The sequence below is a fragment of the Undibacterium pigrum genome (genome assembly GCF_003201815.1).
Classification (GTDB): domain Bacteria; phylum Pseudomonadota; class Gammaproteobacteria; order Burkholderiales; family Burkholderiaceae_D; genus Undibacterium; species Undibacterium pigrum.
Map to the genome: position 1 here is coordinate 119,137 of NZ_QJKB01000002.1, position 25,894 is coordinate 145,030.

21 protein-coding genes are annotated in these 25,894 nt (G+C 51.0%); 12 read left to right on the forward strand and 9 right to left on the reverse strand.

Translation table 11 applies throughout. The features are described from left to right. Position 1: 1 nt before the first annotated feature. From DFR42_RS07580 to DFR42_RS07600, 5 genes are all read right to left on the reverse strand, one after another. Positions 2-736 carry an ABC transporter ATP-binding protein gene (locus DFR42_RS07580; RefSeq protein WP_110254386.1) on the reverse strand — a complete coding sequence of 245 codons (735 nt, stop codon included), beginning with the start codon at positions 734-736 and terminating at the stop codon, positions 2-4. Further along, complete coding sequence (locus DFR42_RS07585) at positions 733-1,506, reverse strand: ABC transporter ATP-binding protein (protein WP_110254387.1); 774 nt, start codon at positions 1,504-1,506, stop codon at positions 733-735. Before DFR42_RS07585 ends, DFR42_RS07580 begins: the two co-directional genes overlap by 4 nt. A gap of 435 nt (positions 1,507-1,941) precedes the next feature. Continuing rightward, positions 1,942-3,561 carry a GMC family oxidoreductase gene (locus DFR42_RS07590; RefSeq protein ID WP_110254388.1) on the reverse strand — a complete coding sequence of 540 codons (1,620 nt, stop codon included), beginning with the start codon at positions 3,559-3,561 and terminating at the stop codon, positions 1,942-1,944. Positions 3,562-3,580: 19 nt separating this feature from the next. After that, positions 3,581-4,618, reverse strand: coding sequence for an NAD(P)H-dependent flavin oxidoreductase (locus DFR42_RS07595; RefSeq protein WP_110254389.1), 1,038 nt, complete (start codon positions 4,616-4,618; stop codon positions 3,581-3,583). Between the two features lie 941 nt (positions 4,619-5,559). Further along, on the reverse strand, positions 5,560-7,056 hold the full coding sequence (locus DFR42_RS07600) for a CoA-acylating methylmalonate-semialdehyde dehydrogenase (protein ID WP_110254390.1): 1,497 nt from the start codon (positions 7,054-7,056) through the stop codon (positions 5,560-5,562). Between the two features lie 113 nt (positions 7,057-7,169). Here DFR42_RS07600 and DFR42_RS07605 point away from each other — a divergent pair, with 113 nt between their 5' ends. From DFR42_RS07605 to DFR42_RS07620, 4 genes are all read left to right on the forward strand, one after another. After that, positions 7,170-8,054, forward strand: a complete 885-nt coding sequence (locus DFR42_RS07605; RefSeq protein ID WP_110254391.1) for a LysR family transcriptional regulator — start codon at positions 7,170-7,172, stop codon at positions 8,052-8,054. A 104-nt stretch (positions 8,055-8,158) separates the two neighbouring features. Then, a complete protein-coding gene (locus tag DFR42_RS07610) occupies positions 8,159-8,878 on the forward strand; it encodes a substrate-binding periplasmic protein (protein ID WP_170133437.1) in 720 nt (239 codons plus the stop codon). Then, the gene (locus DFR42_RS07615; protein WP_110254393.1) at positions 8,878-9,153 is read left to right on the forward strand and encodes a hypothetical protein; all 276 of its coding nucleotides are present in this window, start codon (positions 8,878-8,880) and stop codon (positions 9,151-9,153) included. The genes DFR42_RS07610 and DFR42_RS07615 overlap by 1 nt, the downstream gene beginning before the upstream one ends. Before the next feature lie 25 nt (positions 9,154-9,178). Beyond that, positions 9,179-9,637, forward strand: coding sequence for an FKBP-type peptidyl-prolyl cis-trans isomerase (locus DFR42_RS07620; RefSeq protein ID WP_110254394.1), 459 nt, complete (start codon positions 9,179-9,181; stop codon positions 9,635-9,637). Positions 9,638-9,722: 85 nt separating this feature from the next. Here DFR42_RS07620 and DFR42_RS07625 read toward each other — a convergent pair whose 3' ends face one another. Beyond that, a complete protein-coding gene (locus DFR42_RS07625; protein ID WP_146218801.1) occupies positions 9,723-10,007 on the reverse strand; it encodes a hypothetical protein in 285 nt (94 codons plus the stop codon). A gap of 164 nt (positions 10,008-10,171) precedes the next feature. Between DFR42_RS07625 and glpK the strand changes: the two genes are divergently transcribed. The 8 genes from glpK to DFR42_RS07665 all read left to right on the forward strand — a co-directional run bounded on the left by glpK (position 10,172) and on the right by DFR42_RS07665 (position 19,830). Then, positions 10,172-11,641 (forward strand): glycerol kinase GlpK, encoded by a 1,470-nt coding sequence (gene glpK, locus DFR42_RS07630; RefSeq protein WP_110254396.1) that lies wholly within the window; start codon positions 10,172-10,174, stop codon positions 11,639-11,641. Between the two features lie 78 nt (positions 11,642-11,719). Further along, positions 11,720-12,250: an SRPBCC family protein gene (locus tag DFR42_RS07635; protein ID WP_110254397.1), complete on the forward strand. Its 531-nt coding sequence runs from the start codon at positions 11,720-11,722 to the stop codon at positions 12,248-12,250. 81 nt (positions 12,251-12,331) lie between these two features. Next, entirely contained in the window at positions 12,332-12,709 is a 378-nt protein-coding gene (locus DFR42_RS07640; RefSeq protein ID WP_110254398.1) for a hypothetical protein, read from the forward strand. Positions 12,710-13,037: 328 nt separating this feature from the next. Continuing rightward, positions 13,038-14,252 carry a BtaA family protein gene (locus tag DFR42_RS07645; RefSeq protein ID WP_110254399.1) on the forward strand — a complete coding sequence of 405 codons (1,215 nt, stop codon included), beginning with the start codon at positions 13,038-13,040 and terminating at the stop codon, positions 14,250-14,252. Positions 14,253-14,260: 8 nt separating this feature from the next. Then, positions 14,261-15,388: a GNAT family N-acetyltransferase gene (locus tag DFR42_RS07650; RefSeq protein ID WP_146218802.1), complete on the forward strand. Its 1,128-nt coding sequence runs from the start codon at positions 14,261-14,263 to the stop codon at positions 15,386-15,388. Positions 15,389-16,416: 1,028 nt separating this feature from the next. Next, positions 16,417-16,926 (forward strand): DUF2059 domain-containing protein, encoded by a 510-nt coding sequence (locus tag DFR42_RS07655; protein ID WP_110254401.1) that lies wholly within the window; start codon positions 16,417-16,419, stop codon positions 16,924-16,926. A 121-nt stretch (positions 16,927-17,047) separates the two neighbouring features. After that, complete coding sequence (locus tag DFR42_RS07660) at positions 17,048-18,322, forward strand: nucleotide disphospho-sugar-binding domain-containing protein (RefSeq protein ID WP_110254402.1); 1,275 nt, start codon at positions 17,048-17,050, stop codon at positions 18,320-18,322. Positions 18,323-18,603: 281 nt separating this feature from the next. After that, a complete protein-coding gene (locus tag DFR42_RS07665; protein ID WP_425450871.1) occupies positions 18,604-19,830 on the forward strand; it encodes an arabinose transporter in 1,227 nt (408 codons plus the stop codon). 20 nt (positions 19,831-19,850) lie between these two features. On the opposite strand, the gene DFR42_RS07670 is transcribed toward DFR42_RS07665, so the two are convergent. The 3 genes from DFR42_RS07670 to putA form a co-directional block, all read right to left on the reverse strand. Continuing rightward, a complete protein-coding gene (locus DFR42_RS07670; protein WP_110254404.1) occupies positions 19,851-20,495 on the reverse strand; it encodes a TetR/AcrR family transcriptional regulator in 645 nt (214 codons plus the stop codon). A 106-nt stretch (positions 20,496-20,601) separates the two neighbouring features. Beyond that, positions 20,602-22,023 (reverse strand): alpha/beta hydrolase, encoded by a 1,422-nt coding sequence (locus tag DFR42_RS07675; RefSeq protein WP_170133438.1) that lies wholly within the window; start codon positions 22,021-22,023, stop codon positions 20,602-20,604. Between the two features lie 209 nt (positions 22,024-22,232). Next, positions 22,233-25,892 carry a trifunctional transcriptional regulator/proline dehydrogenase/L-glutamate gamma-semialdehyde dehydrogenase gene (putA, locus tag DFR42_RS07680; protein ID WP_110254406.1) on the reverse strand — a complete coding sequence of 1,220 codons (3,660 nt, stop codon included), beginning with the start codon at positions 25,890-25,892 and terminating at the stop codon, positions 22,233-22,235. Positions 25,893-25,894: the final 2 nt, after the last annotated feature.

Genomic DNA, 25,894 nt, shown 5'->3' on the forward strand with positions numbered 1-25,894 from the left:
ATTACACACCCAATAATTCATTCAGAACCGGCATTTTTTCCTGCAACTGCGCAGACGCAAAACTCTCGACGATCTGCCCATGCTCCATGACATAAAACCTGTCCGCCAGCGGAGCAGCAAAGCGGAAATTTTGTTCAACCATGACGATGGTATAACCCTTGGATTTCAGCATCGTGATCATGCGTGCCAAAGCCTGCACGATGACCGGAGCCAGGCCTTCGGAAATTTCATCGAGCAGCAAGAGACGGGCGCCAGTGCGCAAGATACGCGCGACTGCCAGCATCTGTTGTTCACCACCAGACAGGCGTGTACCCTGGCTGTTTTTACGTTCTGCCAGATTGGGGAACATCTCGTAAATTTCAGCGACTGACATGCCCTGCTCATCTTTCGACACCGAGGGTGGCAGCATCAGGTTTTCTTCTGTGGACAAGGATGAAAATATCCCCCGTTCTTCCGGGCAATAGCCTACACCCAGATGAGCAACCTTATAAGTTGGCAGGTGGATAGCCTCTTGCCCATTGATCCTGATCGAGCCTTTGCGTGCACCAGTCAGGCCCATGATGGCGCGCATGGTCGTGGTACGCCCGGCACCATTGCGACCGAGTATGGTCACGACTTCACCCTGGTTCACTTTCAGGTTCACGTCATGCAGGATATGCGATTCACCATACCAGGCTTGCAGGCCGGTAATTTCCAGTGCAGGGTTTGTACTCGTATTTTTACTTGTGGCACTCATGCATGCGCCCCTTCCAGCTCGCCACTGGTGCTGCCCATATAGGCTTCCATGACTTTGGGATTGGTGGATACTTCCTTGTACGTACCTTCAGCCAGCATGGCACCACGCTGCAAGACCGAAATCTTGTCGCAAATACCCGACACCACGTTCATATTATGTTCCACCATGAGGATGGTGCGGCCCGCCGACACCTTCTTGATCAGCTCGGTCACGCGGTGCACATCTTCATGGCCCATGCCCTGAGTAGGTTCATCAAGCAGCATCATTTCAGGTTCCATCGCCAGAGTGGTGGCGATTTCCAGCGCACGCTTGCGGCCATAGGGCAGATCGACGGTGACGGTATCGGCAAAGGAAGTCAGATCAACTTCAGCCAGCAATTCCATGGCGCGTGCATTGAGCTGGTTCAGCGACTGTTCGCTTTTCCAGAAATGAAAGGATGTGCCCAGTTTTCTTTGCAAGCCTATACGCACATTTTCCATGACCGTCAGGTGCGGGAACACTGCTGAAATCTGGAAAGAACGTATGATGCCCTGACGCGCAATCTGAGCTGGTTTGGCCGAGGTGATGTCGCGGCCATTGAACAGGATTTGTCCCGAAGTCGGGACGAGAAATTTGGTCAGCAAATTGAAACAGGTAGTCTTGCCGGCACCGTTAGGGCCGATCAGGGCGTGGATATGCCCACGCTGTACCTGCAAATTAACATCGCTTACAGCGGTAAAGCCCTTGAACTCTTTGGTCAAGCGCTTAGTCTCCAGGATGACGTCGGTCATCTCTTCTCCTTATTGTCTGGCTTATGGTTTGTACCACTACGTCCAACGCGACAACACTCCCTTATTTTTTGAGAGTTTTTATATTAGCTTTTTATAGTACCCAGCAAAGCGATTTCTAAACAATACGGTATAACTACTGTATGGGGCGTGCTGACCTCTATTTTAGGATTGCGAATGGGTCTAAACAGGCACAGGGCTAGGCGCAGCACGCGCCGCAGTGCGAGCACTTCAAGCGGGTTGCAACAACGCCATGTACCTGTTTAGACCCATTCCCTCCGGGTTCACACTACCACGTGCGCTGGACTGCGTTGCGCGTCTTGTCAGGGGCACCAGCCCTGACTGCACCGCACGCCTTGCCAGCCCACGTGGTAGTGTGAACGCATTTCCTAAAATAGAGGTCAGCACGCCCCTGTACCACGCAAGAGCTGGAAGTTTTCATTTTCCCAATATACTCTGCGCCGCCTTTTCTGCAATCATCACAGTAGGAGAGTTGGTATTACCTGAGGTTATAGTCGGCATGATGGACGCGTCTGCCACGCGCAGGCCAGCGATGCCTATGACACGCAAGCTGCTGTCGACCACCGCCAGTGCGTCATCTGTACGTCCCATCTTGCAAGTGCCTACCGGGTGGAAAATCGTCGTGCCTATATCCCCTGCTGCTCTCGCCAGTTCTTCTTCCGTCTGGAACTGTACACCAGGCTTCATTTCCTCCGGCTGATATTTTTGCAGGGAGGGCGCGGCGATGATCTTGCGCGTCAGCTTCAGCGAGTCGGCAGCGATCTTGCGGTCTTCAGGCGTAGTCAGGTAGTTGGGCACTATCTTTGGTGCTGCTGAAGCATCATTGCTGGCTATGCGCACATGACCGCGTGAAGTAGGGCGCAGGTTGCAGACACTGGCGGTGAAAGCCGGAAAATCATGCAGCGGGTCACCAAATTTCTCCAGCGACAAGGGTTGCACATGATATTGCAGATTGGGTGTCGCCTGACTGGCGTCCGAGCGGGTAAATGCGCCCAGTTGCGAGGGTGCCATCGACATCGGACCACTCTGGAACATCGCGTATTCCAGCCCTATGCGCGCCTTGCCTATCAGGCTGTTGGCCATCTTGTTGAGCGTCCTGGCACCGGTGATTTTGAAGGCAGAACGTATCTGTAAATGATCTTGCAAATTGGCACCAACGCCGGGCAATTCGTGCACCACATCAACTCCAGTCTGTTGCAAATGTGCCGCATCACCTATGCCAGACAATTGCAGTATCTGTGGAGAGCCTATGGCTCCTGCGGCCAGCACGGTTTCTTTCATGGATTCGGCAAACCAGTTGCGGCCTCCGCCTGTGAATTCCACACCCGTGCAACGCTTGCCTTGTTCATCGTTCCGGATAACCAGCTTTTGCACATGACAACCCGTCATGATGGTCAGGTTCGGTCTGCCTGCTGCCGGTTTCAGAAAAGCCTTCGCAGCATTCCAGCGCACTCCACGTTTTTGATTCACATCAAAATAACCACAGCCTTCATTGTTGCCGCGGTTAAAGTCATCACTTTTAGGGATACCGACTTCGGCTGCTGCATTGCGGAAGGCATCGAGGATCTCCCAGGACAGTCTTTGTTTTTCCACCCGCCATTCACCGCCCTTGCCATGGAATTCTGCATCACCGCCATGGTGGTCTTCGCTCTTCTTGAACAGCGGTAAGACATGTTCCCAGCGCCAGCTATCGTCACCCGTCAGCTCTGCCCATTGCTGGTAATCCCTTTCCTGGCCACGCATATAAATCATGCCATTGATGGATGAACTGCCACCCAGCACCTTGCCACGCGGATAAATCAGGCTGCGGCCATTCAGGCCTGCTTCTGCCTCGGTACGTAACATCCAGTCTGTGCGCGGATTATTGATGCAATACAAGTAACCCACAGGGATATGTATCCACACATAATCATCCTTGCCGCCCGCTTCTATCAGCAAGACCCGGTTATCAGGATTCCTGCTGAGGCGGTTTGCCAGCACGCAACCTGCAGTACCGGCACCGATGACGATGTAATCAAACTGTCCTGCTACTTCCATACCATTTCCTTGTTATTTATTAAGCCTGCATTTCTGCAATCAATGCAGTCATCAGTTCTGCTACGCTCATATCCCTGGTCGCTGCCATACCCTGCCCGGCCCACATCGACATCAGTTCAGTATTTGCTGCCTTGGCTGCTGCTGCACGTATGGAACCCGTCAGTGCATTCTGTATCGGATAAGCAGGCACTTTGTCAGCCACTGCATCCATGGCTTGCATGAAATGATTGTCAAGGCCACGGGCAATACGGCCAGAAAAAGCACGGGTCTGGCGTGTGGTGTCGCTGCTGCTGTCCAGCAGGCGTTGTTTGTAAGCCGGGTGTATCGCTGATTCTTTCGTCGTCAGGAATGCAGTGCCCATCTGCACCATCTGCGCCCCCGACTGCAAGGCCTGTTTGATCTGCCTGCCATCCATAATGCCGCCAGCGACGATGATGGGCACCTGCATATGCGGCTTGCAGGTTTCCAGCAAGGCAAACAGGCCCAGGGTCGACTCTTTTTGCGCACCGATGAAAGTCCCACGGTGACCACCCGCCTCTACCCCTTGCAGGCAGACAGCATCTGCCCCCATGGCTTGCCAGACGATGGCCTCCTGTAAGTTGGTGGCTGTACCCACCACTTTTATTCCCGCGTCATGCAGGCGTTGTAGCTGGCTGCCGTGCAAGACATCAAAGGTAAAGCTGGCGACGGCAGGACGGGCCGTGATCAGGGCATCAAGCTGGGCTTCAAAGTCTTCACACCAGCGGGTTGGAGTCGGCAAGTTGTCCCAGCCCAGTTCTGCACATACGGACTGCAGCAAGAGCTTGGCCGCTTCAAGGGCAGCGAAATCGACTTGTGGGCGGGTTTGTACGAACAGGTTGATGGCGAAGGGTTTGTCCGTCAGTCTTCTGATGTGCTCAGCCTGTTCTATGATGGCCAGCGGGGTCAGCAAGGGGGCTGCCAGAGAGCCCAGGCCGCCTGCATTGGACACTGCGGCCACCAGTTCCGGGGTAGTGGCGCCACCGGCCATGGGGGCCTGGATGATGGGGTGGGGGCAGAGGGTTGGCAGGCCAGGCATATTGGGGCTCCAGTCAAAAAGTTTTTTAAGTGAATCGCTAGAAATAAGGAAATCAAACTTTCTTAAATTTTTGTGCTTGTACGCTAACTCATTTACTTACTTCTGTCACTGTATTGCGATTGCAGGTCGGGGGTAGCCCGACAGCTACATTCTTTTCTTGTCTCGCCAAGAAAAGAACGCAAAAGAAGGCGACCGAGGCGTCGCTGCCCCCTAAAGGGGGTTCCCGTTTGTGCGGTACAAAAAATGGGAAGGTCCGAAACTCGCTGCGCTCAGACAGCGGCCCTTCTTTTTCCATTTTCTGTACCGCACAAACGGCATCGACACATCGGAACGGCAAAATTCAAAAACAACGGCAACCCCAAAAACACGGGTTAATTGACCATGCACAACTGCATATGCATAACGGTCCCATTGACGTTGCTTTTGACTCTGTTTTTGATCTTCAACCGCTTGGGACGATGTAATTTGTGCGCCACAGAAAATGGATCAGAAAGCTTCGTTGTTTGAGGTGTAGCTGGGGTTTCGAGATGCATGCATCTCGCCAGCGTAACGGCAATCGCTTGCAAGCGATTGTGCGCCCTGCAAGGGGAGCGAGTTTCGAAGCTTTCCCATTTTTTGTGACGCACAAATTATGCTGGAGCGTAGCGTAAGCACCCGAAGGGCGAGTCTGCGGTCGCCTTTCTTTGAATACTTTCTTTGGCGAAGCAAAGAAAGTATTTCGGCCGCCGGGCCGAGACCCGGCTTGTGTCCACGAAGGGCGATCGTTTTAATAAAGACTCAAGCAACTGGACTTCAGCAAAAAAATAAATACGTACTTGGAAAGCCCAGTGTTGGGCTGATAAAACGTAGCCCAACCTACGCGATGACATGATTGCTGTTTATCGCCAGAACCCCATCCTCATCCCAACCTTCTCCTTGAAGGAGAAGGAGCCCGCTCGCCGCTACTTCGCCACCGGCATCGTAAACTCCGCCCCTTTATCTATGCTATCTGGCCACCTCTGCATGATGGATTTATAGCGGGTATAAAAACGTATACCCTCTTCGCCATAGGCATGTACATCACCAAATAAAGAACGTTTCCAGCCACCAAAAGAATGCCAGGCCATGGGTACGGGGATAGGCACATTGATGCCCACCATGCCTACCTGGATGCGACGTGAGAATTCGCGTGCAGTGTTGCCGTCCGAGGTAAACAAGGACACGCCGTTACCAAATTCATGGCGGTTGATGAGTTCGACAGCAGAGGCAAAATCAGGAACGCGGACTACGCACAAGACAGGGCCAAAAATTTCTTCGCGATGTATTTTCATGCCCTCTTTGACATGGTCAAACAAACAGCCTCCAAGGAAGAAACCGGACTCATGACCAGGCACTTTGAGGCCACGACCATCAACCAGCAATTGCGCGCCTTCGGCTATGCCTTCAGCGATATAAGATTCGATTTTTTCCTTGTGCTGGGCAGTTACTACCGGGCCCATTTCGGCATCAGACTCCATGCCGTTTTTGATCTTCAGGGCCTGCACGCGTGGTACTAAAGCTTCAACCAATTTATCAGCCACATTGCCAACGGCAACAGCAACCGAGATCGCCATGCAGCGTTCACCGGCAGAGCCGTAAGCTGCGCCCATCAGGGCGTCGACAGCTTGTTCGAGGTTGGCGTCGGGCATGACGACCAGGTGGTTTTTTGCACCGCCCAGAGCCTGAACGCGCTTGCCCATGCGGGTGCCTTCGCTATAGATGTATTCGGCAATCGGGGTAGAGCCAACGAAAGAAATTGCCGACACATCGGGATGCTGAAGCAGTGCATCGACAGCCACTTTATCGCCCTGCACGACATTGAATACTCCATCCGGCAAACCGGCTTTTTTGAGCAAGTCAGCTATCAGCAAAGAGCAGGAAGGGTCGCGCTCAGATGGTTTCAGGATGAAGGTATTGCCAGTCGCTATCGCCAGCGGTGCCATCCACATGGGCACCATGAAAGGGAAGTTGAAAGGCGTGATGCCAGCCGTCACACCCAGCGGTTGACGCAGATTGTAATTGTCTATGCCACCGCCGATATTGTCCGAAAATTGTGACTTCAACAGTTGTGGCATACCACAGGCAAATTCAACGATTTCTATGCCGCGGGTGACTTCACCCATGGCATCCGACAAAACCTTGCCATGCTCGCGGGTGATCAGGGTCGCCATTTCCTTGTGATGCTGGTCCAGCAATTCCTTGAACTTGAACATCACACGGGCGCGTTTAAGCGGCGCGGTTTCTGCCCAGGCGGGCGCGGCGGCCTTGGCGGCGGCGATGACAGCATGTACTTCTTCAATGCTGGCAAGGGCAACACTGCCCGTCACTTCGCCAGTCGCAGGATTGAATACATCTTGCTGGCGGCCACTTGCAGAAGCATAGGCCTGGCCATTCATATAATGTGCGATTGTGGATGTCATAAGTAAACCTTGTGGATAAGTTCCATCATATGGAAAGATGTGCACCACAATAATCGACTACCCACTTTAAATCCAATGAGTTATTATCAAGAGCAATATAAGGATTGCTAATAATGGACTTGACACAATTGCGTGCTTTTGTTGCTGTCGCCAGGGAAGCCAATCTGACCCGGGCGGCTGAGCGACTGCATGTAACCCAGCCCGCAGTCAGCCTGCAAATCAAATCCCTGCAAGAGAGCTTGCAACTGACTTTATTCACACGCAGTGCCAGCGGCATGCGCCTGAGCAATGACGGTGCCAGGCTATTACCCCTGGCAGAAAAAGTCATCGCCAGCATGGGTGAGTTTCGCCAGACGGCGCAAGCCTTGCACAGTACGGTTTCTGGTGAACTGGCGATAGGGACGATACTGGACCCGGAGTTCACCCGCCTGGGGGTATTGTTGAAGCGCCTGGTCGAGACTTATCCACAGTTATCCACAAAATTGCAACAAGGCATGTCGGGATCAGTCTTGCAGCAAGTGCGGGCTGGCAGCCTGGATGTGGGCTTTTACCTGGGCCAGCCCCCCGATGATGGCAAAACGCCCTGCCATAGCCTGGTGCTGACAGCATTTACCTATCGCGTGGTAGCACCAAATGGCTGGAAAAACCGGGTGGCAGGCCAGGGCTGGGCCAGTCTGGCAAAATTGCCGTGGTTGTGGACACCGGCAGAATCGGCACATCATCGCCTATTAAGCAAAATCTTCGCCGAACATGGCGTCATCCCCAATAAAGTTGCCCTGGTAGACCAGGAACCCAGCATGCTGGATCTGGTCAAGTCTGGTGTGGGCCTGAGCCTGATACGTGATTCCATCGCCATACGCGAAGCCCATGCCCATGGCCTGGTGATTGCGGATGCCGTCAGCGTCACTACTGAACTGAGTTTTATCTGCCAGGAAAAGCGTCAAAACGAAGCCATGATTGCGGCAAGTTTTGCCTTATTGAAAACGATCTGGGCTTAAACACCACTCTGCATGCGCCAGCATCAGAAATAACTGCCCTAATTGGAAATTCAGCGGTATATTTCCACAAATTATCTCTATCGGAAACCTGAGTCGTGAAATTCTTGAAATCCAGTTTAGTGTTATGTCTGGCCACCGTTCCTGCGCTTAGCCACGCAGAAACGATCAAACTGCTGATACAGGAATTTGCACCATTTACCCATACCGATGTCAGGAGCGGGGAAATCCAGGGCGCACTGACAGAAAAGATACAGGAAATCCTCAGGCGTGCGGGGGACAACTATACGATCAGCAGTACCTCGCTGGCACGCGGCCTCAACTCCACGCTGAATGACGACAATACCTGTTTATTTGGCTTTCGCCGTACACCTGAGCGTGAAAATTCGTATAAATGGGTAGGCCCCCTGGTCACCGATAACTGGGTGTTATATGGCCGCAAAACCGATACCCGGGTATTGAAAAATTTTGAAGATGCCAAGCCCTATTCCATAGGTTCGTATAAAAATGCGGCAACAGGCTTGCAACTCCATGAGCAGGGTTACAGGATAGAATTTTCCAACCAGGATGAGGATAATCCACGTTTGCTGATCAACAGCAGGCTGGATTACTGGATAGTTTCAGAATCACATGGCATGGCCATCGCCCAGCAGCAAGGCTATGCCAATGACATAGTGCGTGCCATCAAATGGAAAAGCATAGAACTGAATATGCTGTGCAATATCCGCATGGACAAGCAGCGTATAGAGCTCTATAACAAAATCAATAAAGAACTGGATAACGACGGTACCATGGAAAAAATCATGCGCAAATACGGGATTAAATAATGGCCAGATCAACCAAGGCCGCCCATGCCGTCAACCGCCTGCGCGAACGTAGCAATAATGCCCCCTATTCCATGGTCAGCCTGGCCGATGGCCGTTTTTCCCTGACCCTGGCCAATCTGGAACAGCCGGATGAATTACCTGCCAGCGTCAGCGAGGCCATGGAAATCGATGAATTTGTTGCCTACGTCAACAGCCTGCAAAAACTGGCTCCTAAAAAAGCCAGTAAACTGGATATAGCCTTCGAGAAAAAAATCCAGGCAGCCAAGCAAAAATAATCTGCACCACCCATAAGGAAACCGAATGAAATACAAAAGCATTACAGCACTGCTGGCCAGTGTCCTGTTCACCAGCATCTTGCCAGCTTCAACAGCCCTGGCCCAAACCAAGGCGCAGGCACCTGACAGCGTAGTGATCAGCAGACTCACAAAAATCGATGAAAAAGTGGGTACTGGCAAGGAAGCCATTGTAGGCAATACTGTCTATGTGCATTACACAGGCTGGTTGCATGATCCCTTTGCCTACAGGGAGCGCGGCAACAAGTTTGACAGCTCGGTAGGCCAGCAGCCCTTCTCGTTCTCCCTCGGTGCAGGCCGTGTCATCAAGGGTTGGGAACAAGGTGTGGCCGGCATGAAGGTAGGCGGCAAACGTACCCTGGTCATCCCCCCTGAACTGGCCTATGGTCCGGCAGGAGCTGGCAATGGCATGATACCGCCCAACTCTTATCTGATTTTTGATATTGAATTGCTGGATGTCCGATAGTTAAACTGAATTAGTCGAGCTGCATTAGTTGAGCTGCATTACTTAAACTGAATTAGTCGAACTTTATAAGCTGCATCCGCCCTGTTCAAAGCTGATTTTTGGCTTTGCTTTCCTGTGTTCCCATCCATGCGGCATCATAGGAATACATGGCATAAAAGAACACCGAGATCGCCAGCACCGTTGCCAGAGTCCCTGCAAAAAACAGGGCACTCAGGCCAGCCGGGAAGATGTATTCATACCAACCCAGCAGGCTGGCAGCAACCATGGCAAAAAAAGCCAGTATGAGCAAGCTGCGGCTTTTACGCATGGTGCCAAAAGCCATCAGCAGCAGTACCAGTAAAGACAAAGAAAAATTGATTAATCCTGGCACAGGTCACCTTTCTTGCATAGTAGTAAATATTAATTAATAATCTACTATAACAAATTCAACTTTGTTTATCAGTACGCTGCAGTCTTTATTTGTAACCAGACGTCAGTATCAGGCTGAATGTTTTTGACTCTGCCTCTTTTTCCAGCACGCATCAGGACTTTTTTATGACATATCTGCTTGCACTAGACCAGGGCACATCCAGTTCGCGCAGTATCATCTTCAATGAGCACGGTGAATTGATCGCCACCGCCCAGCAAGAATTCCGCCAGATTTTCCCCCAGCCGGGCTGGGTAGAGCATGATGCCCTGGAAATTTGGCAAAGCCAGTTTGCCACTTGCCAGCAAGTCATGGCGAAAGCCAGTTTGCAGGCAAAAGACATCGCCGCCATAGGCATTACCAACCAGCGCGAAACTACGGTATTGTGGGACAGAAAAACTGGCCAGCCGCTCTACCATGCCATCGTCTGGCAAGACCGCCGGACAGAAGCTTATTGTGATGAATTGCGCCAGCAAGGCTATGCCGGGCGCATACAGGCCAAGACCGGCCTGATACTCGACCCCTATTTTTCTGCCACCAAACTCAAATGGTTGCTCGATAACATCCCCGATGCACGCCGTCGCGCGCAGGCTGGTGAACTGGCTTTTGGCACCATCGATAGCTGGCTGGCCTGGCAACTCAGCGAAGGCGCGCTCCACGTCACTGATGTCAGCAATGCCTCGCGCACCATGCTGTACAACATCCACGATAACAAGTGGGATGAAGAATTACTGAGCTGGTTTGATATTCCGAAAACCTTGCTGCCCGAAGTTTTACCATCCAGCCACAAGTTTGGCCAAAGTACATTGCTGGGTACTGCCATACCCATCGCCGGCATAGCCGGTGACCAGCAAGCTGCCCTGTTTGGCCAGGCCTGCTTTACTCCTGGCATGGCTAAAAATACTTATGGCACGGGTTGCTTCATGCTCATGCATACCGGTGATCAGTGCCCGCATTCCCACAATGGCCTGATCAGCACGGCTGCCTGCCAGACTGATAGCCATGCCCAATATGCACTTGAGGGCAGTGTCTTCATTGGTGGTGCGGTGGTGCAATGGCTAAGGGATGGCTTGAAAGCCATACAGCATTCCACCGATGTTGAACAACTGGCAGCCAGCGTGCCGGATTCTGGCGGTGTGGTCTTTGTTCCTTCCTTCACCGGCCTGGGCGCACCTTACTGGGTACCTGGTGCCAAAGGTGCCATCCTGGGTCTGAGCCGTGGCAGCACGGTAGCGCATATTGCCCGCGCCGCACTGGAATCCATCGCTTTCCAGAGTACCGCCTTGCTGCAAGCCATGCAAAAGGATGCGGTATTCCCTATCCGGGAATTACGTGTCGATGGTGGTGCAGCAGCCAATAATATGTTGCTACAATTCCAGGCAGATTTGCTGGGCATACCCGTGATACGCCCCAAAGTCACAGAAACCACAGCCCTGGGAGCAGCTTATCTGGCTGGCCTGGGTGTTGGTGTCTATCAAAATATGCAAGAATGCGCAGCTCTATGGCAAATGGACAGAGAGTTTACGCCAGCCTTAAGCCGTGACGAAGCAAATAATCTCATGCAAAACTGGGAAGTCGCCATAGGAAAAGTAAGATAATTCGCAGTGGATATCCATTGTATTGATAGCTGAAAAAATAGCTGAATAAAAATAGCTGAATAAGACAGGAGAATAAAAATGAAAATCATCAAATGGTCAGCAGGCATACTGGTTACCGCAATTGCATTGATACTGGCAATTGCCTACTCTTTGCCCAATGAATATAAAGTCAGCCGCAGCGTGCTGATACGTTCTACCCCGGCGGTACTTTTCCCCCTTATCGCCACACCCAAGGAATGGAAAAACTGGTCAGTCTGGAATCAGCGCGATCCAAATATGAAGATGGAATTTTCCGGCCCTGAATTTGGCACGGGTGCAGCATGGGACTGGAAAAGTGCAAGCCAGGGCAATGGCGGCATGAAACTCACGCATGCAGGCCCAAACCGCCTGGTGGAATATGAACTGCATTTTGAAGGCATGGGCAAGCCATCGACTGGCAATTTCACTCTGGTAGCCGAGCCAAATGGCACGAAAGTGACCTGGAATATGGAAGGCAACAGTGAAGGTAATTTTATGATGAAGCTATTTGCCCCGTTTATGGATAAAATGGTGGGCCCCGATTTTGAAGCTGGCTTAAGTAATTTAAAACAACTGGCAGAGAAAAAATAATTGCCTGAATAAGCGCACAGGTGTCAGCCTATATTGAGCTGACACCTCGCGTTTCACCTGAAACATCACCCGATTGCATTAATGAAACTCAAGTATGTCCTGATCCTGGCTTTGCATGTGCTGACGGTATTGCCAACGTCTTCAGTCTTAGCCGCTGCGAGCAGCAGTGCCGCAGCCACTCCGGCCCAGGGTTCGCAGGCGGTATTTGTGGTTGCTCCACAAGACTTGCCCAAACAAAATGCTGGCGTGCAAATTGACACTCCCAAGCAGGCTGCCATTGAAAAAAGCAATAAGCCAGAAGTTGCCATACAAGTCTGGTCAGGGCCAGTGCCCCTGGCAGGTGGCTTGTGGATACTGGTAGCCTCTATGCCGGTACTGGCATCGCTGTATTTTGCTTATCAGTTACTCATGTTCATCAGAGCCAGACGCCGCCGCTTATCCACAGAGCACGCACGTTAATTGAACTCTGAATTTAAATAAGAAAAAAGACTACAAAAGGGGACTCATACAAACTCGTCCCAGCAAGGCCTTGCTGAGGAAAGCATCCTTGCAAGGATGCTTCGTTTCGGCGGCGGACAACATATTGTCCGAAACCCCGCCTACACCGTAGCGACGAAGACAGTACTTTAGTACCTAATTTTCAAACTACCGGAGCTGCAACGCAGCTGGGGCGAGTTTTTATAAGTCCTTATTTGTTTTTCATATAATCTTCATCAAACTGTCACCAAGCTGTCACCTCAGCGTCCTAAAGTCTCCCTTAACCTACAACACATAAGCGGAGACCAGCATGTCCAGCAAAGCCCTGATAGACAGCGCCGTTTTCAATTCCACCACGTCTGGCCGCAAGGGTCTGGCAGACAAATTGTTTGCCCACTGGTTCAGTCGCCTTGTGTATGCCCAGATCTGGGAAGATCCACAAGCTGACCTGGATGCTTTGCAACTCAAACCAGGCGCAAATATCCTGACCATTTCTTCCGGTGGCTGCAATGCCCTCGCTTATCTGTCTGCTGAGCCAGCTGCTGTCCATGCCGTGGATTTGAATGCTGCCCACCTCGCCATGCTCAATATCAAGCAAACCGCTATCAAACATTTGCCTGATTACGATGCGGTACTGGCTTTTCTGGGCAATGCCGACAAGCCTGATAATCTGAAACGCTATAAACGTCATATACGCATGCAGTTATCAGACGATGCCAGCAACTTCTGGGAAAGTCGCTCTTTGTCTGGCAAGCCGCGTTACCATTATTTTACCAACCAGGCTTATCAACATGGCTTGCTAGGTAACTTCATCAGCTTTGCGCATTTCTTTGTCCGCATGATGGGTGGAGACATGAGCAAACTCCTGCAGGCAAAAAATCTGCAGGAACAGGCGCAATTATTTGAGCAATATGTCGCCCCAGTCTTTGAAACTCGTTTGTTCCGCCTCATTGCCAGCCAGCCGCTGGCCCTGTATAGCCTGGGCATACCACCCTCACAATTCGCAGAATTGAAACACGAAGCCAAAGATGGCTTGCATCTCTTGTTCAAGGAGAGAATGCGTCACCTGGCCTGTGATTTTCCGCTGGAAGAAAACTGTTATGCGCAACAGGCATTTGGCCGTCGCTATGACACCAAAAAACAGGCTGCCTTGCCCATGTATTTGCAGCAAGAACATTTTCACACCCTGCGCCGCAATATAGACAGGTTGCATCCCCACCATCAAACCCTGACTGATTTTTTGCAGGGACAACCACGGGCTTCGATGGATGCCTATCTCTTCCTCGATGCCCAGGACTGGATGGACCAACAGCAATTGACCAAACTCTGGCAAGAAGTGAACCGCACCGCAGCGCCAGGGGCCAAGGTGGTTTTCCGTACAGGTGGCAGCAGCTCACCGCTGGAAGCCAAACTGGCACCAGAGATACTGGCGACCTGGCATACCGATACTGCCCATAACCGCAGCCTGTATGCCACTGACCGCTCAGCCATCTATGGCGGCATGCACCTGTACACCAAGATGTAAGTACCAAATTGCATACTTCTTTACCGCCTCGTGTGGTGGCAGACGCCCTGTGGCTGTTGACTGCGCGTTCGCGTGGTGGCCAGCACTGGCTTAACAATGCCACTTGCACTGTGAATGCCATAGAAATCGCCGGGCAAAGCCAGCCAGTGAGCCTATTGGAGCATCAAAGCAAATGGCAGGAAAGCTATGTTGCCAGCCCGCGTTCTACCTGGTTGCGCTATCCACGCCAGGAAATACTGCGTCAAGTAAGTCCTGCATGGGCGCAAGCCATCAAGCTAGGCAGTTGCGCCATACTCGGCCCACTTTCGGCCCTGCTCAAAGCCAGCAAACTGGACCAGGCTGCCATCGTCGCCAACCATCTGGTATCGACCAATCTTTATACTGACTGGTCTGCAAATGAGATCAGCACTGCCACCGATAAACTGCAGAGCACTTATCCACAGCATCCCTTAATGATGCGCAATATTTGTCCACAGGTGAACCCTGAACTGACAGAAAGCCTGCTCAGCACAGGCTGGCAATTATTTCCCAGCCGCATGATTTATCTCTGCGATCCACAGCAAGCCAGCGCCTGGAAACACAATCACGTCAGGCAGGATGCCCGCCTGCTGGACAATACAGAAGTCGAAGTACTGACCCACGAAGCATTGCAAATGCAGGATATTGCGGTATTACAAGAACTCTACCGCCAGTTGTTTATCGATAAACACTCATATCTCAATCCCGATTTCAGTGCCGCTTTCTTTGAACTTTGCCTGGAAACCCAGTTCCTGGAAATGCATGCCCTGCGCTGGCAAGGCCGTCTGGTAGGTGTCATAGGCATGTATACCCATCATGAAAATGGCTGGCTGACCACACCTCTGATAGGTTATGACACCAGCCTGCCCAAAGAACTGGGTTTATACAGACGTTTGATGGCTTTATTACTCAAGACAGCCAGAGAAAAGAAGCTGAAACTGCATTACAGCTCAGGTGCCAGCCAGTTCAAACGCGCCCGCGGTGGTACTCCTCACCTGGAATATACCGCTATCTATAATCGTCACTTATCCACAACTGCAGTACAAAGCGCCAGGATATTTGGCCGTTTACTGTCCACTTTTGCACCAGCCTTATTGAAAAAAGCTGACGGCATTTAAACTGGCAGTATGTAAATTCTCATAGCACAATAACCATACAATTCTCTGTGGATAAGCCTATGCATATCCACAGGATGAACTGTGCAAAACCATGCAAAGCTGTGGAAGAAGATTTTTTATCCCAAAACCGTCCTTTTTTCATACAGGACTTATCAGCACATCTATACATGAACTAAGTATTTGTTTTTGTGGATAAATTAAGACTTATCCACAAAAAATCGCGACGTTAACTACTATTACTATGTATATATAAACTAATTATTTAATTAAACCCTTTTCGGAAAATGCTGGAAAATTTCCTGAAAGACCTGGTTTTGATCGAAATAAAAAAATTTTGAAAAATATCCAAACTTCAAAAAAAGAAGCACGTGTTACAAACGAACTTTCCCAAAAAAAATCCATCCATCAAAACAGACGCTCGGTTTTTTTATTGCAAGCGCCGTTGAATTTTTTAAGATCACTCAGCTTAAAAAATCTCTTGCAAACTTTGTCTTAAAAAAATGAAGCTCATCCATCAACACAAGAATGCTTTTTTTTGATGCAAGCCATTTTGAATTTTTAAAGATGGCCTCAGGTTAAAAAGCAGCAGACTCTGGTTTGCCAGCCTTAAAAGCCAATTCTTTCCGTCTTTTCCTAAAAATTTTTATCTGCAAAGCTGAAAACAGGTGTTTTCCTGGGATTTTTCAGTGAAAAACAACATTTTTTAAAAAATCTTTGTGGATAAGTCTGCTGATATCCACTGTATCTATTGTGCGTAACTCAAAAATTACTCACGACAGCGTTTACTGTTCAGATTTTGTCCTGTGGATATACAGACTTTTATCACCGCCTTATCATTGGCCTAAATGCTTGATCCTGTGGATGTTTACTGACTTATCCACAGCGACATGCCTGCGTTAACAACTACTACTATTTATATATAAACTTATTCAATCTAAAGGTATCCACAGCTCAAAAAATGCAAAAAAACAAAAGCAAAAAACTGTCGTAGAATCCGTAACTCGTACAAAACCTGAGAGGAAATACCGATGAAGCTATGGTCAACTTTGCTGTTTGCGACCTTGCTGGCATGTGGTTCTGCACATGCAGAAAAACCTACGGCAGCCTCGGTTAAAGAATTGCTGGTGTTGACGAATAGTCAGCAAATGCTGAAAAGTACAGAAGTCCAAATGGAACGCGTCATGAAAGACATGATGAAAACAGCCATGAAGGACCAGCCTGTTAATGCAGAGCAGCAAAAAATCATGGATAAATTCCGGGATAAAGTCATGGATATCCACAGATCAGAAGTTACCTGGGAAAAACTCGAGCCTATTCTCGTTGAGGTTTATAGCAATTCCCTGAGCCAGGAAGACGTTGATGGCATCAGCGCTTTCTACAGATCTCCGGCTGGCAGGTCTTTTGTCAGCAAAATGCCTGTTGTCATGCAAGAAAGTATGAATGCCATGCAAAAAGTAATGACACCCATGATGGAAAAAATGTTTGAAGCAGCAAAAAAAATGGGTGAAGAACTACGCGAACTGGCGCAAAAAAAATAATCTTGCAAAGCAAACGCGGCTTCAGATAGCGCCATCTGGCTCTCCCTATCAGCAAAATGAGCAAAATCAGCAACTATGGAAAAATTTTGACGAAATTGCCTTTGCAAGCAAATAAAGCATCATGACCAAAGCCAGGCATTACATTTTTCTTGGCATGGGTACACTGGGAGATATATTCCCTTTCCTCAGCCTGGCAGTTGAAATGCAAAAGCGCGGACATGAAACCACCATGCTGCTGGCTCCGGTTCATGCCATTCATGCACAAAAAGCAGGTATTACCTACAAGATATTGGGGACCCAGGCTGACTATGATGCGGCCTTAAGCCATCCAGATATGTGGGATATACGCAAGGGCATGGGCGTCGTGCTTGAATCAAGTAAGTCAGTGCTTACTGAAATGCCAGGCTATATTGCTTCTTTACCTGTTGAACAGGATTACATCCTGGTCGCCCATCCACTGGGTTTGCCTGCAGCAGATATTGTGCGTAGTTTCAGGACTGATATCCCCATCGTCGCTGCTTATCTCGCGCCCTCTAATTTACGAACTGTGCATAACCCCCTGGTGATGGGGGATTTATTCATACCGCAATGGCTGCCAGTTTGGATGCGCAGATGGCTATGGACTTATGCAGACAAGAATTTTATTGATCCAGTTGCCGTACCCATCATCAATCAAGCCAGGCAGGCCAGGAATTTATCGACTATCAGCAGCCTGGCAGCGCATATGTATGCCGTCCCAGATTTAAGTATCAGTTTTTTCCCTGACTGGTTTGCACCAGCCCAGCCAGACTGGCCAGCTCCTTTGGCCATGGGCGAATTCCAGCTCTATGACAGCAGCACAATTACAGACTTATCCACAGAGCTGGAAGAATTTCTTGCTGCGGGCCCTGCACCAGTGATTTTTACGCCAGGATCAGGAAATATTCAGGCCGGTCATTATTTTCTATGCGCGCAACAGGCCGTGCAAAAACTGGGTTTGCGGGCGATATTCCTTACCAGCCATCGTGAACAGATCGCTGCAGCTTTACCTGCCAACATACTCTGGCAAAGTTATTTACCCCTGCGCAGTATTTTGCCGCGCGCATCTGTACTTGTTCACCACGGTGGCATAGGTACGACAGCAGAAGCATTGAGGGCAGGCACACCACAACTGATAACGCCGCTGGCATTTGACCAGTTTGATAATGCTGCACGCATTAAAAAATTGGGTACAGGTGATTTCATACGCATGTCGCGCCTGACTGGCGGCAGACTCACGCGCAGTCTGCAACAACTGCTGGCTTCAGAAGTTATAAAAAACAACTGCACGCAAGTTGCCGGGAAATTCAAGAAAACTGGCTATGCAGATTCTTTATGTGATGCTATCGAAGCACTGCAGTCAAAACAAAAAGCCTGAGCGATCAGCTCAGGCTTTAGAGCATTAATCAAAATAAAGAAACTTATCCACAGCTTATTATTGTCTTCAGGTTTTTGCACGCCTTAACATTCGCAAACTTCAGTTGAAACGCGAATATTTTGCGTGCCCATTCAGAAAAATAATAAAGAAATTCCAGCAAAGCCCCGTCCTGTATAGCTTTGCGGCCTGTCTTATATAGCCGCTATTACGCGACTATTCGATGTCAATGAAGACTTTTATCATATCCAGCATCAATTATTTTTTATGTCTGGAGTCTATCTGTGTCTTTATCTTCTCAATCTTCAGCGTCATTGCAGGCTGCAAATGCGGCAAATCCAGCAAAGGCCGTTAATGTTATTCTTAAGCTGCTGCCACTTACTCTGGCGGTTTTCATCGGTTTCCTGACCATGGGCATGCAGTTGCCGGTGCTGCCTCTTTACCTGCATGACAACCTCGGCATGAGTACCCTCGTCGTCGGTACGGTCATCGGTGCACAGTTTGCTGTTGCCCTGTTGTCACGCGCATGGGCTGGTAATTTTGCGGACAGCCGTGGTGCCAAACGGGCAGTAGTGGCTGGCCTGCTCATCATCGCAAGCTCAGGCCTGGCTTATCTTGCCTCGCTGCCTTTTGTTTCTGTACCAGTCACGTCAGTCTGGATATTGCTGAGCGGACGTGTCTTGCTGGCCATAGGTGAAAGCCTGGTCGTCACAGGGGCACTGGGCTGGGGCATAGGGCTGGTGGGGCCGCAAAATGCGGGCAAGGTCATGGCCTGGGTTGGCATCGCCCTTTACGGCGCAATGGCGCTGGGTGCACCAGCAGGTGTTGCCCTGAATACGCAATGGGGCTTTGCCGGTATTGCAGCCAGCACCATATGCATACCATTCCTGGCATTGCTGATCGCTTTGACTATCACTGCAATTCCACCCATGGGAAGTACCCGCATGCCTTTTTATAAAGTACTGGGCATGGTTGTGGCGCCTGGCATGGGTCTGGCACTGGCCAGCATAGGTTTTGGCGTGATTACGGCATTCGTTGCCTTATTGTTTGCCGCCAGGGGCTGGGGTAATTCTTCCATGGCATTTACTTCCTTTGGTTTGGCTTTCATCGCTGCGCGCATTTTCTTTGGACATTTGCCAGACAAGCTGGGTGGTGCCAGGGTGGCGCTTGTCAGCGTCATCATAGAAGCTGCCGGACTGCTGCTGATCTGGTGGGCGGATACTACAACGATGACTTATCTCGGCATCGCCTTCACAGGTTTTGGCTATTCGCTGGCCTTCCCTGGTTTTGGCGTCGAAGCCGCCAGACGTGCACCACCGCAAAGTCGCAGCGTAGCCATGGGGGCATACGTAGCTTTCCTGGATATCTCACTGGGTATTGCCAGCCCGCTGGCAGGTGTTATCGCCGGGCGCTGGAGTGTGGATACGGTATTTCTTGCCGGTGGCGTGGCCGTAGGTTTATCCATACTGGTGGCCATGCGTTTGCTGGGTAAAACCTCTCCTGCTGCATAAAGTCTAGAACAGGCTGGTCATCAAGCCTGTTCATTTCTGTTTTTCAGGCTGCTCAGATAAGCACAAAACATATCCGCCATGGCATTCGCATAATCATCTATCCTGGTCGCAGGATAAGTACTTGCCGAGACATGTTCACCGGCATTGCTGAGTGTAGTGGAGAGCAGTTCTTCGACGATGGAACGGCTTGCTGCCGAGGCTGCAGGCAGCAATTCTGCAATGAATACCTTGACGGTGTGGTCCCAGTATAGCCATGCCTCCTGTGCCTGCGGGTCATCGTTATATAGCGGAGCAATATCTGTCAGGGCACTACGGATTTGCGCCTCTTCACATTCTGAACGGATGAAGGCATGGACGAGGGTGCGCAGACGTTCCAGCGGTGCCTGCTGCGCATCCTGCAGTATCTCGCGCAACATTCCGCCCGTCTGCCGCCATTCATCGCTCTGCAGGCGGAACAGGATGGCTGCCTTGTTAGGGAAATACTGATACACAGATCCTACGCTGACACCTGCTCTTTCTGCCACCCGCGCCGTAGTAAATTTTTGCGCGCCTTCCCTTTGCAAAACCTGCAATGCAGCTTCCAGTATGATGGCCACCAGTTCTGCAGAACGGCTTTGCTGAGGCTGCTTTCTTGAAGAAATACTGAGATTCTGGCGTTTGCTCATGAGCGTGAAAAAGGGTGGTGAAAAAGGGCAATGAAAAAGGATAGTAAAAATAAGCACAAGCAAAAAATGAAATGGCAGGTGCTCTTGCAAGTATTTTAACCCGACCTTATTTTTCCAGGCATTCCTTCATGAGCACCTGGCCTGCAAGAAATGCACGGCTGGCTTTTGCGAAACAGCCAGGTGCTGTCCATAGTATGAAATGCGGGGCTTCTTTTACAGTGACGAGTGTCAGCTTGCCGGTTAGCTTGCCGGTTTTTTCCAGGCTGGCGATATGCTCTACTGCGCCTTCATAATGAGTTTTCGGATCCCATGTGCCTTGCAGTACCAGGCTGGGTGGCAAGTTCGCGGGCAGTTTTCCAAAGTACTGGTCTGGCTCATAGGCGGGTAAACCGGTATTGACGAGCAAGCCTGGCAAGGGGCTGGTAAACAACAGGCTGGCGTTCTCCTGCTGTATGACCTCATGCGTCAAGCCCGGGCGCAAATTGTTTTCTGACTGGCTGATGATGCTCACCAGTGGTATCGATGGCGGCAACTGTGGATAAGTACCAAATTCAGCATAGCTTTTACCCAGTATGCCCAGCACTTTTTGTAATTCGCCTGTCTGCTTGCCTTGTTCCATCTCTCTGATCAAGGCTGGCAAATGCTGGCGTGCTGCAGGTACATCCAGCAATCGGCCAAAAAACTGCCTGACTTCCCCTCCGGGGATATCTTTTGCCAGCGCAGGATTTGCTGCCAGCCTGGCCAGCAGATTTTTATAGGAGGTTTCGGCAGGACCAGCCAGCACTTTGCGGCCTATATCATCAAGCACAAAAGAACGCTGGCTAAGATCCCATTTACCTGCTGTCTGCAAGGGCACAAGAGAATCAAGGATAAGACCATCCAGCGGCAATTCGGCGATCTGCAGAGCGCGCAGTATTAATTGCGTGCCATACGATACTGCGTATACATAAACGGGTTTGCCATCCTGGTTTTGCAGGATTAAATGCCGCAAATCATGTGCTGCATTTGTCAGGCTGAACTGGCGCGCATAGTCAGGATGTTGCTGAAGATAGCTGAAGCAGCTTTGCCATTCCTGCGCCACCAGTGTCGTGCCGCCGGGGCTGTCCACGGCTTCTTCCTGCGGACACAGACGGCTGGAAAAACCCGTCCCACGATGATCGGGTACCAGCAAATCGAAGCCGGGAAAGCTGTCACGAAAGCGCTCAACAAAAGAATAAAGTGAAGCACCTGATTCTCCAGGGCCACCGGCTATCAGCCATAGCTGGCCTTTTGCTAGGCCTGTTGCTGGAAACTTGCGGACAAACAGGCTGATCACCATATCTGGCTGTTCAGTAACAGGCTTGCCTTGTGACAGTGGCATATTCACGCGTGCACACATGCTGCCTTTCAAATGTGCATCATTCCCGGCATCGCTACAAAGAGAAAACTCTGGCTGGTATTTGTTACCGTCTTGTCCTGAAATCACGGCAGCAAAACAACTGTCGTTGAAGCTGGTGGCGAGCAGAAATAATATAAGCAGAAAACGCATTTTTCTCCCTTGATGAAATCCATGGCATGCAAAAAATGCCAGCATATCCACAGCAATGACGAAGCTGTGGGGTGACGCGCCAGATTGAGAAAATAAGGGTGTGAAATGAGGATATGCGCACATCAAATCTGCTAGCTGCGGACTAACAAAAAAAAAGCCCCTCCGTTTCCGGAGGAGCTGATTCTGGTGCAGCTTAAAGATAATGAGTTTTAGTTAGCCAGTGTCATCAAGCTGGCATTGCCACCCGCAGCCGTGGTATTCACACACAGCGCACGTTCAGCCATCAAACGCCACAAAGGTATTTCTGCATGGTCATGGGTTTCGACGACAGAGACGATGGCTTCATCCATACCGGCAAACAAGAGTTTGTAATGCGACAGCAAACCACCTTCCACCAGGGCCAGCTGGGCACCGCAGTCTTCAGCTTCCGCGGCAATCAGCAGCTTGCTGACCTCGGCTGGCAAACCGGCAGGCAGGATAGCCATGGTTTGTGCAGGCAAAACTGGCAGGTTGCCGGTGGCCAGCGTTGCCGCCAGTTGATTGACGAGACAGTTGACCGTAGTCGCGGCGCAGAAGATACGGCCACGTGGCGCAAATGACAGGGTATTGCGTTCGCCTGTCGGGCCGGGCAAGACCTGGGTCACTTTATAAGGGCTGTTATGGGCATAGTGTTCACCCAGCTCGGCAATTTTTTGATGACCCTGTTTTTGTGCCCAGACCAGCAAGGCTTCCAGCGCTGGTGGTGACTGGCGTTCATACACAGTATGTCCACCCAGGCCGGTGACAGGCGTGCGTTGCAGGCGTTTCAGGTACAGCGGGCCGCCAGCTTTTGGGCCGGTACCGGATTTGCCTTCACCGCCAAAGGGCTGCACACCCACTACCGCACCGACGATATTGCGGTTCACATAGATATTGCCGACGTGAGCGCGCGAGATGATGAAATCGATGGTTTCATCAATGCGGGTATGGATGCCCAGCGTCAGGCCAAAACCGGTGCCATTGATCTGGTCTATCAATGCAGGCAAGTCGCTGCGCTTGTAGCGCAAGACATGCAGTACCGGGCCGAAGACTTCTTTTTTCAGGTCGGCCAGGTTGGCAATTTCCATGACAGTAGGCGCAACAAAAGTACCGGCACGGCAAGTGGCTGCCAGGTCCAGCGTATAGAAGGACTTGGCCTTGTTGCGCATGCCATTGATATGATTCATCAAATTGTTTTGTGCTTCAGCATCGATGACGGGGCCGATATCGATGGCCAGGCGGTCTGGCTGGCCTATGCGCAATTCCTGCATGGCACCGTGCAGCATTTCTATGGTCTTGTCGGCGATATCTTCTTGCAGACACAGTACGCGCAACGCTGAGCAACGCTGGCCTGCACTGTCAAAAGCTGAGGACATCACATCATTGACGACTTGTTCAGGCAATGCACTGCTGTCAACGATCATGGCATTCTGGCCGCCGGTTTCAGCAATCAGCGGGATATCGATGCCTTCCGCCACCGCACGTTTTGCCAGTGTGCGGTTGATGATTTGTGCAACTTCAGTCGAGCCAGTAAAGATCACACCCTTGACGCGGTGATCAGCTACCAGCTGAGCACCAACGACTTCACCCGTGCCGGGCAAGAATTGCAGGGCACCACGTGGCACACCTGCTTCATGCATCAGTTGTATGGCGCGATAAGCGATCAGCGGGGTTTGCTCTGCCGGTTTGGCCAGCACCACATTACCTGCGGCCAGCGCTGCACTGACTTCACCTATGAAGATGGCCAGAGGGAAATTCCATGGGCTGATACAGACGACAGGGCCCAGCGCCTGGGTATTTGCCTGGCTCTCTACCTGGGCGGCGTAATAGCGCAAAAAATCTACTGCTTCACGCACTTCTGCCAAGGCATTTGGCAGTGATTTGCCGGCTTCACGTATTGCCAGCGCCATGAAATCCAGGGTTTGCGCCTCCAGCAGATCAGCCGCTTTTTTCAAGGCTGCAGCACGTTCTACCGGTGCTGTAGTTTGCCAGTCCATGGCATATTGTTCTGCCGCATGCAGGGCAGTTTGCACATCCTGGGCATCGGCTTCTATCACTTCACCAACGATATCAAGCTGATTTGCCGGGTTATTCACAGGACGGGCTTGCGTTGCAGATACCTGGCCATGCAGGATAGGCGTGGCTGTCAGACTTTGCTGGCTGCTTTCGGCAAAATGGGCACTGATTTTTTGCAGTTCCAGCTCATTTGAAAAATCCAGTCCAGCAGAATTTTTTCTTTCCTTGCCAAACAAATCCTTGGGCAAGGCTATGGCTGCATGTGGTGCGCCACCCAGTTCACGCGAGACTGCAATAGGATCAGCCAGCATGGATTCTATAGACACGCTTTCATCAACGATCTGGTTGACGAAGGATGAGTTAGCACCATTTTCCAGCAGGCGGCGTACCAGGTAAGCCAGCAAGGTCTGGTGTGAGCCTACCGGGGCGTAGATGCGGCAAGGTTTGTCCAGCTTGTCTTTACCAACCACCTGGTCGTACAAGGTCTCACCCATGCCATGCAGGCACTGGAATTCATAATCAGTGATACCGGCTTTTTGTGCCCAGGTATAAATCGTGGACAGGGTCAGGGCGTTATGCGTGGCAAACTGTGGATAAATCACGTCCGTCGCGGCCAGCAGTTTTTGTGCGCAAGTCAGGTAAGACAAATCGGTGTAGACCTTGCGGGTGTAGACCGGGAAGCCACTCATGCCATCGACTTGCGAACGCTTGATTTCTGCATCCCAGTAAGCGCCCTTGACCAGGCGTATCATGAACTTGCTACCACTGCGGCGTGCCAGGTCAACCAGGTAATCGATCACAAACGGGCAACGTTTTTGATAGCCTTGCACCACGAAACCTATACCTTCAAAACCTTTGAGGTCAGCATCAAAAGCCAGTGCTTCCATCAGGTCCAGCGACAATTCCAGCCTGTCGGTTTCTTCTGCATCAATGTTCAAACCGATGTTGTATTGTTTCGCCAGCACCAGCAATTTTTTCAGCAGGGGCAGCAATTCATTCATCGTGCGTTCACGCTGGGCGCGTGAATAACGCGGGTGCAGGGCAGACAGTTTGACGGAAATACCAGGGCCATTCTTGATACCGCGGCCATTCGATGCCTTGCCTATCGCATGGATGGCAGTTTCATAGGCCTTGTAATAGAAGGCTGCATCCTTGGCAGTCAGTGCCGCTTCACCCAGCATGTCATATGAATAGCGATAGCCGCGCTTTTCATTATCCTGACTGTTTTTCAGTGCTTCTTCTATGGTTTGTCCAGTGACGAACTGGTTGCCCAGCATGCGCATGGCCATGTCAACGCCCTTGCGTATCAGTGGCTCACCGCCCTTGGCGATCAAACGTGTCAGGGCAGAACCCAGGCCTTGTTCGCTATTTGTGCTGACCAGCTTGCCCGTCACCAGCAAGCCCCAGGTGGCAGCATTGACGAACAACGAAGGTGATTCACCCAGATGCTTGCGCCAGTCACCCTTGCTGATCTTGTCGGCAATCAGGCGGTCGGCAGTTTGATGGTCGGGGATGCGCAGCAGGGCTTCGGCCAGGCACATCAAGGCTACGCCTTCTTCTGAAGACAAGGAGAATTCATGCATCAGGGCATCAACACCAGAAGCGCGGGTGCGTTGCTGGCGTACATTGCTGACCAGACGGTGTGCCAGTTCTGCAACACTCTTTTGCTGATCTTCCTGCGGATTGATATTTCCCAAGAGCCATTGCACAGCATCTGGCTCTGATCGGCGGTATGCTTCTGTAATTGCAGTCCTGAGAGGGCTGGCAGGGGCGAGCAGCTCTGCCTGCAGGGCAGAAAAAGGCGAGTTATTGGTTGGCACGGTGATCGCAATCATAT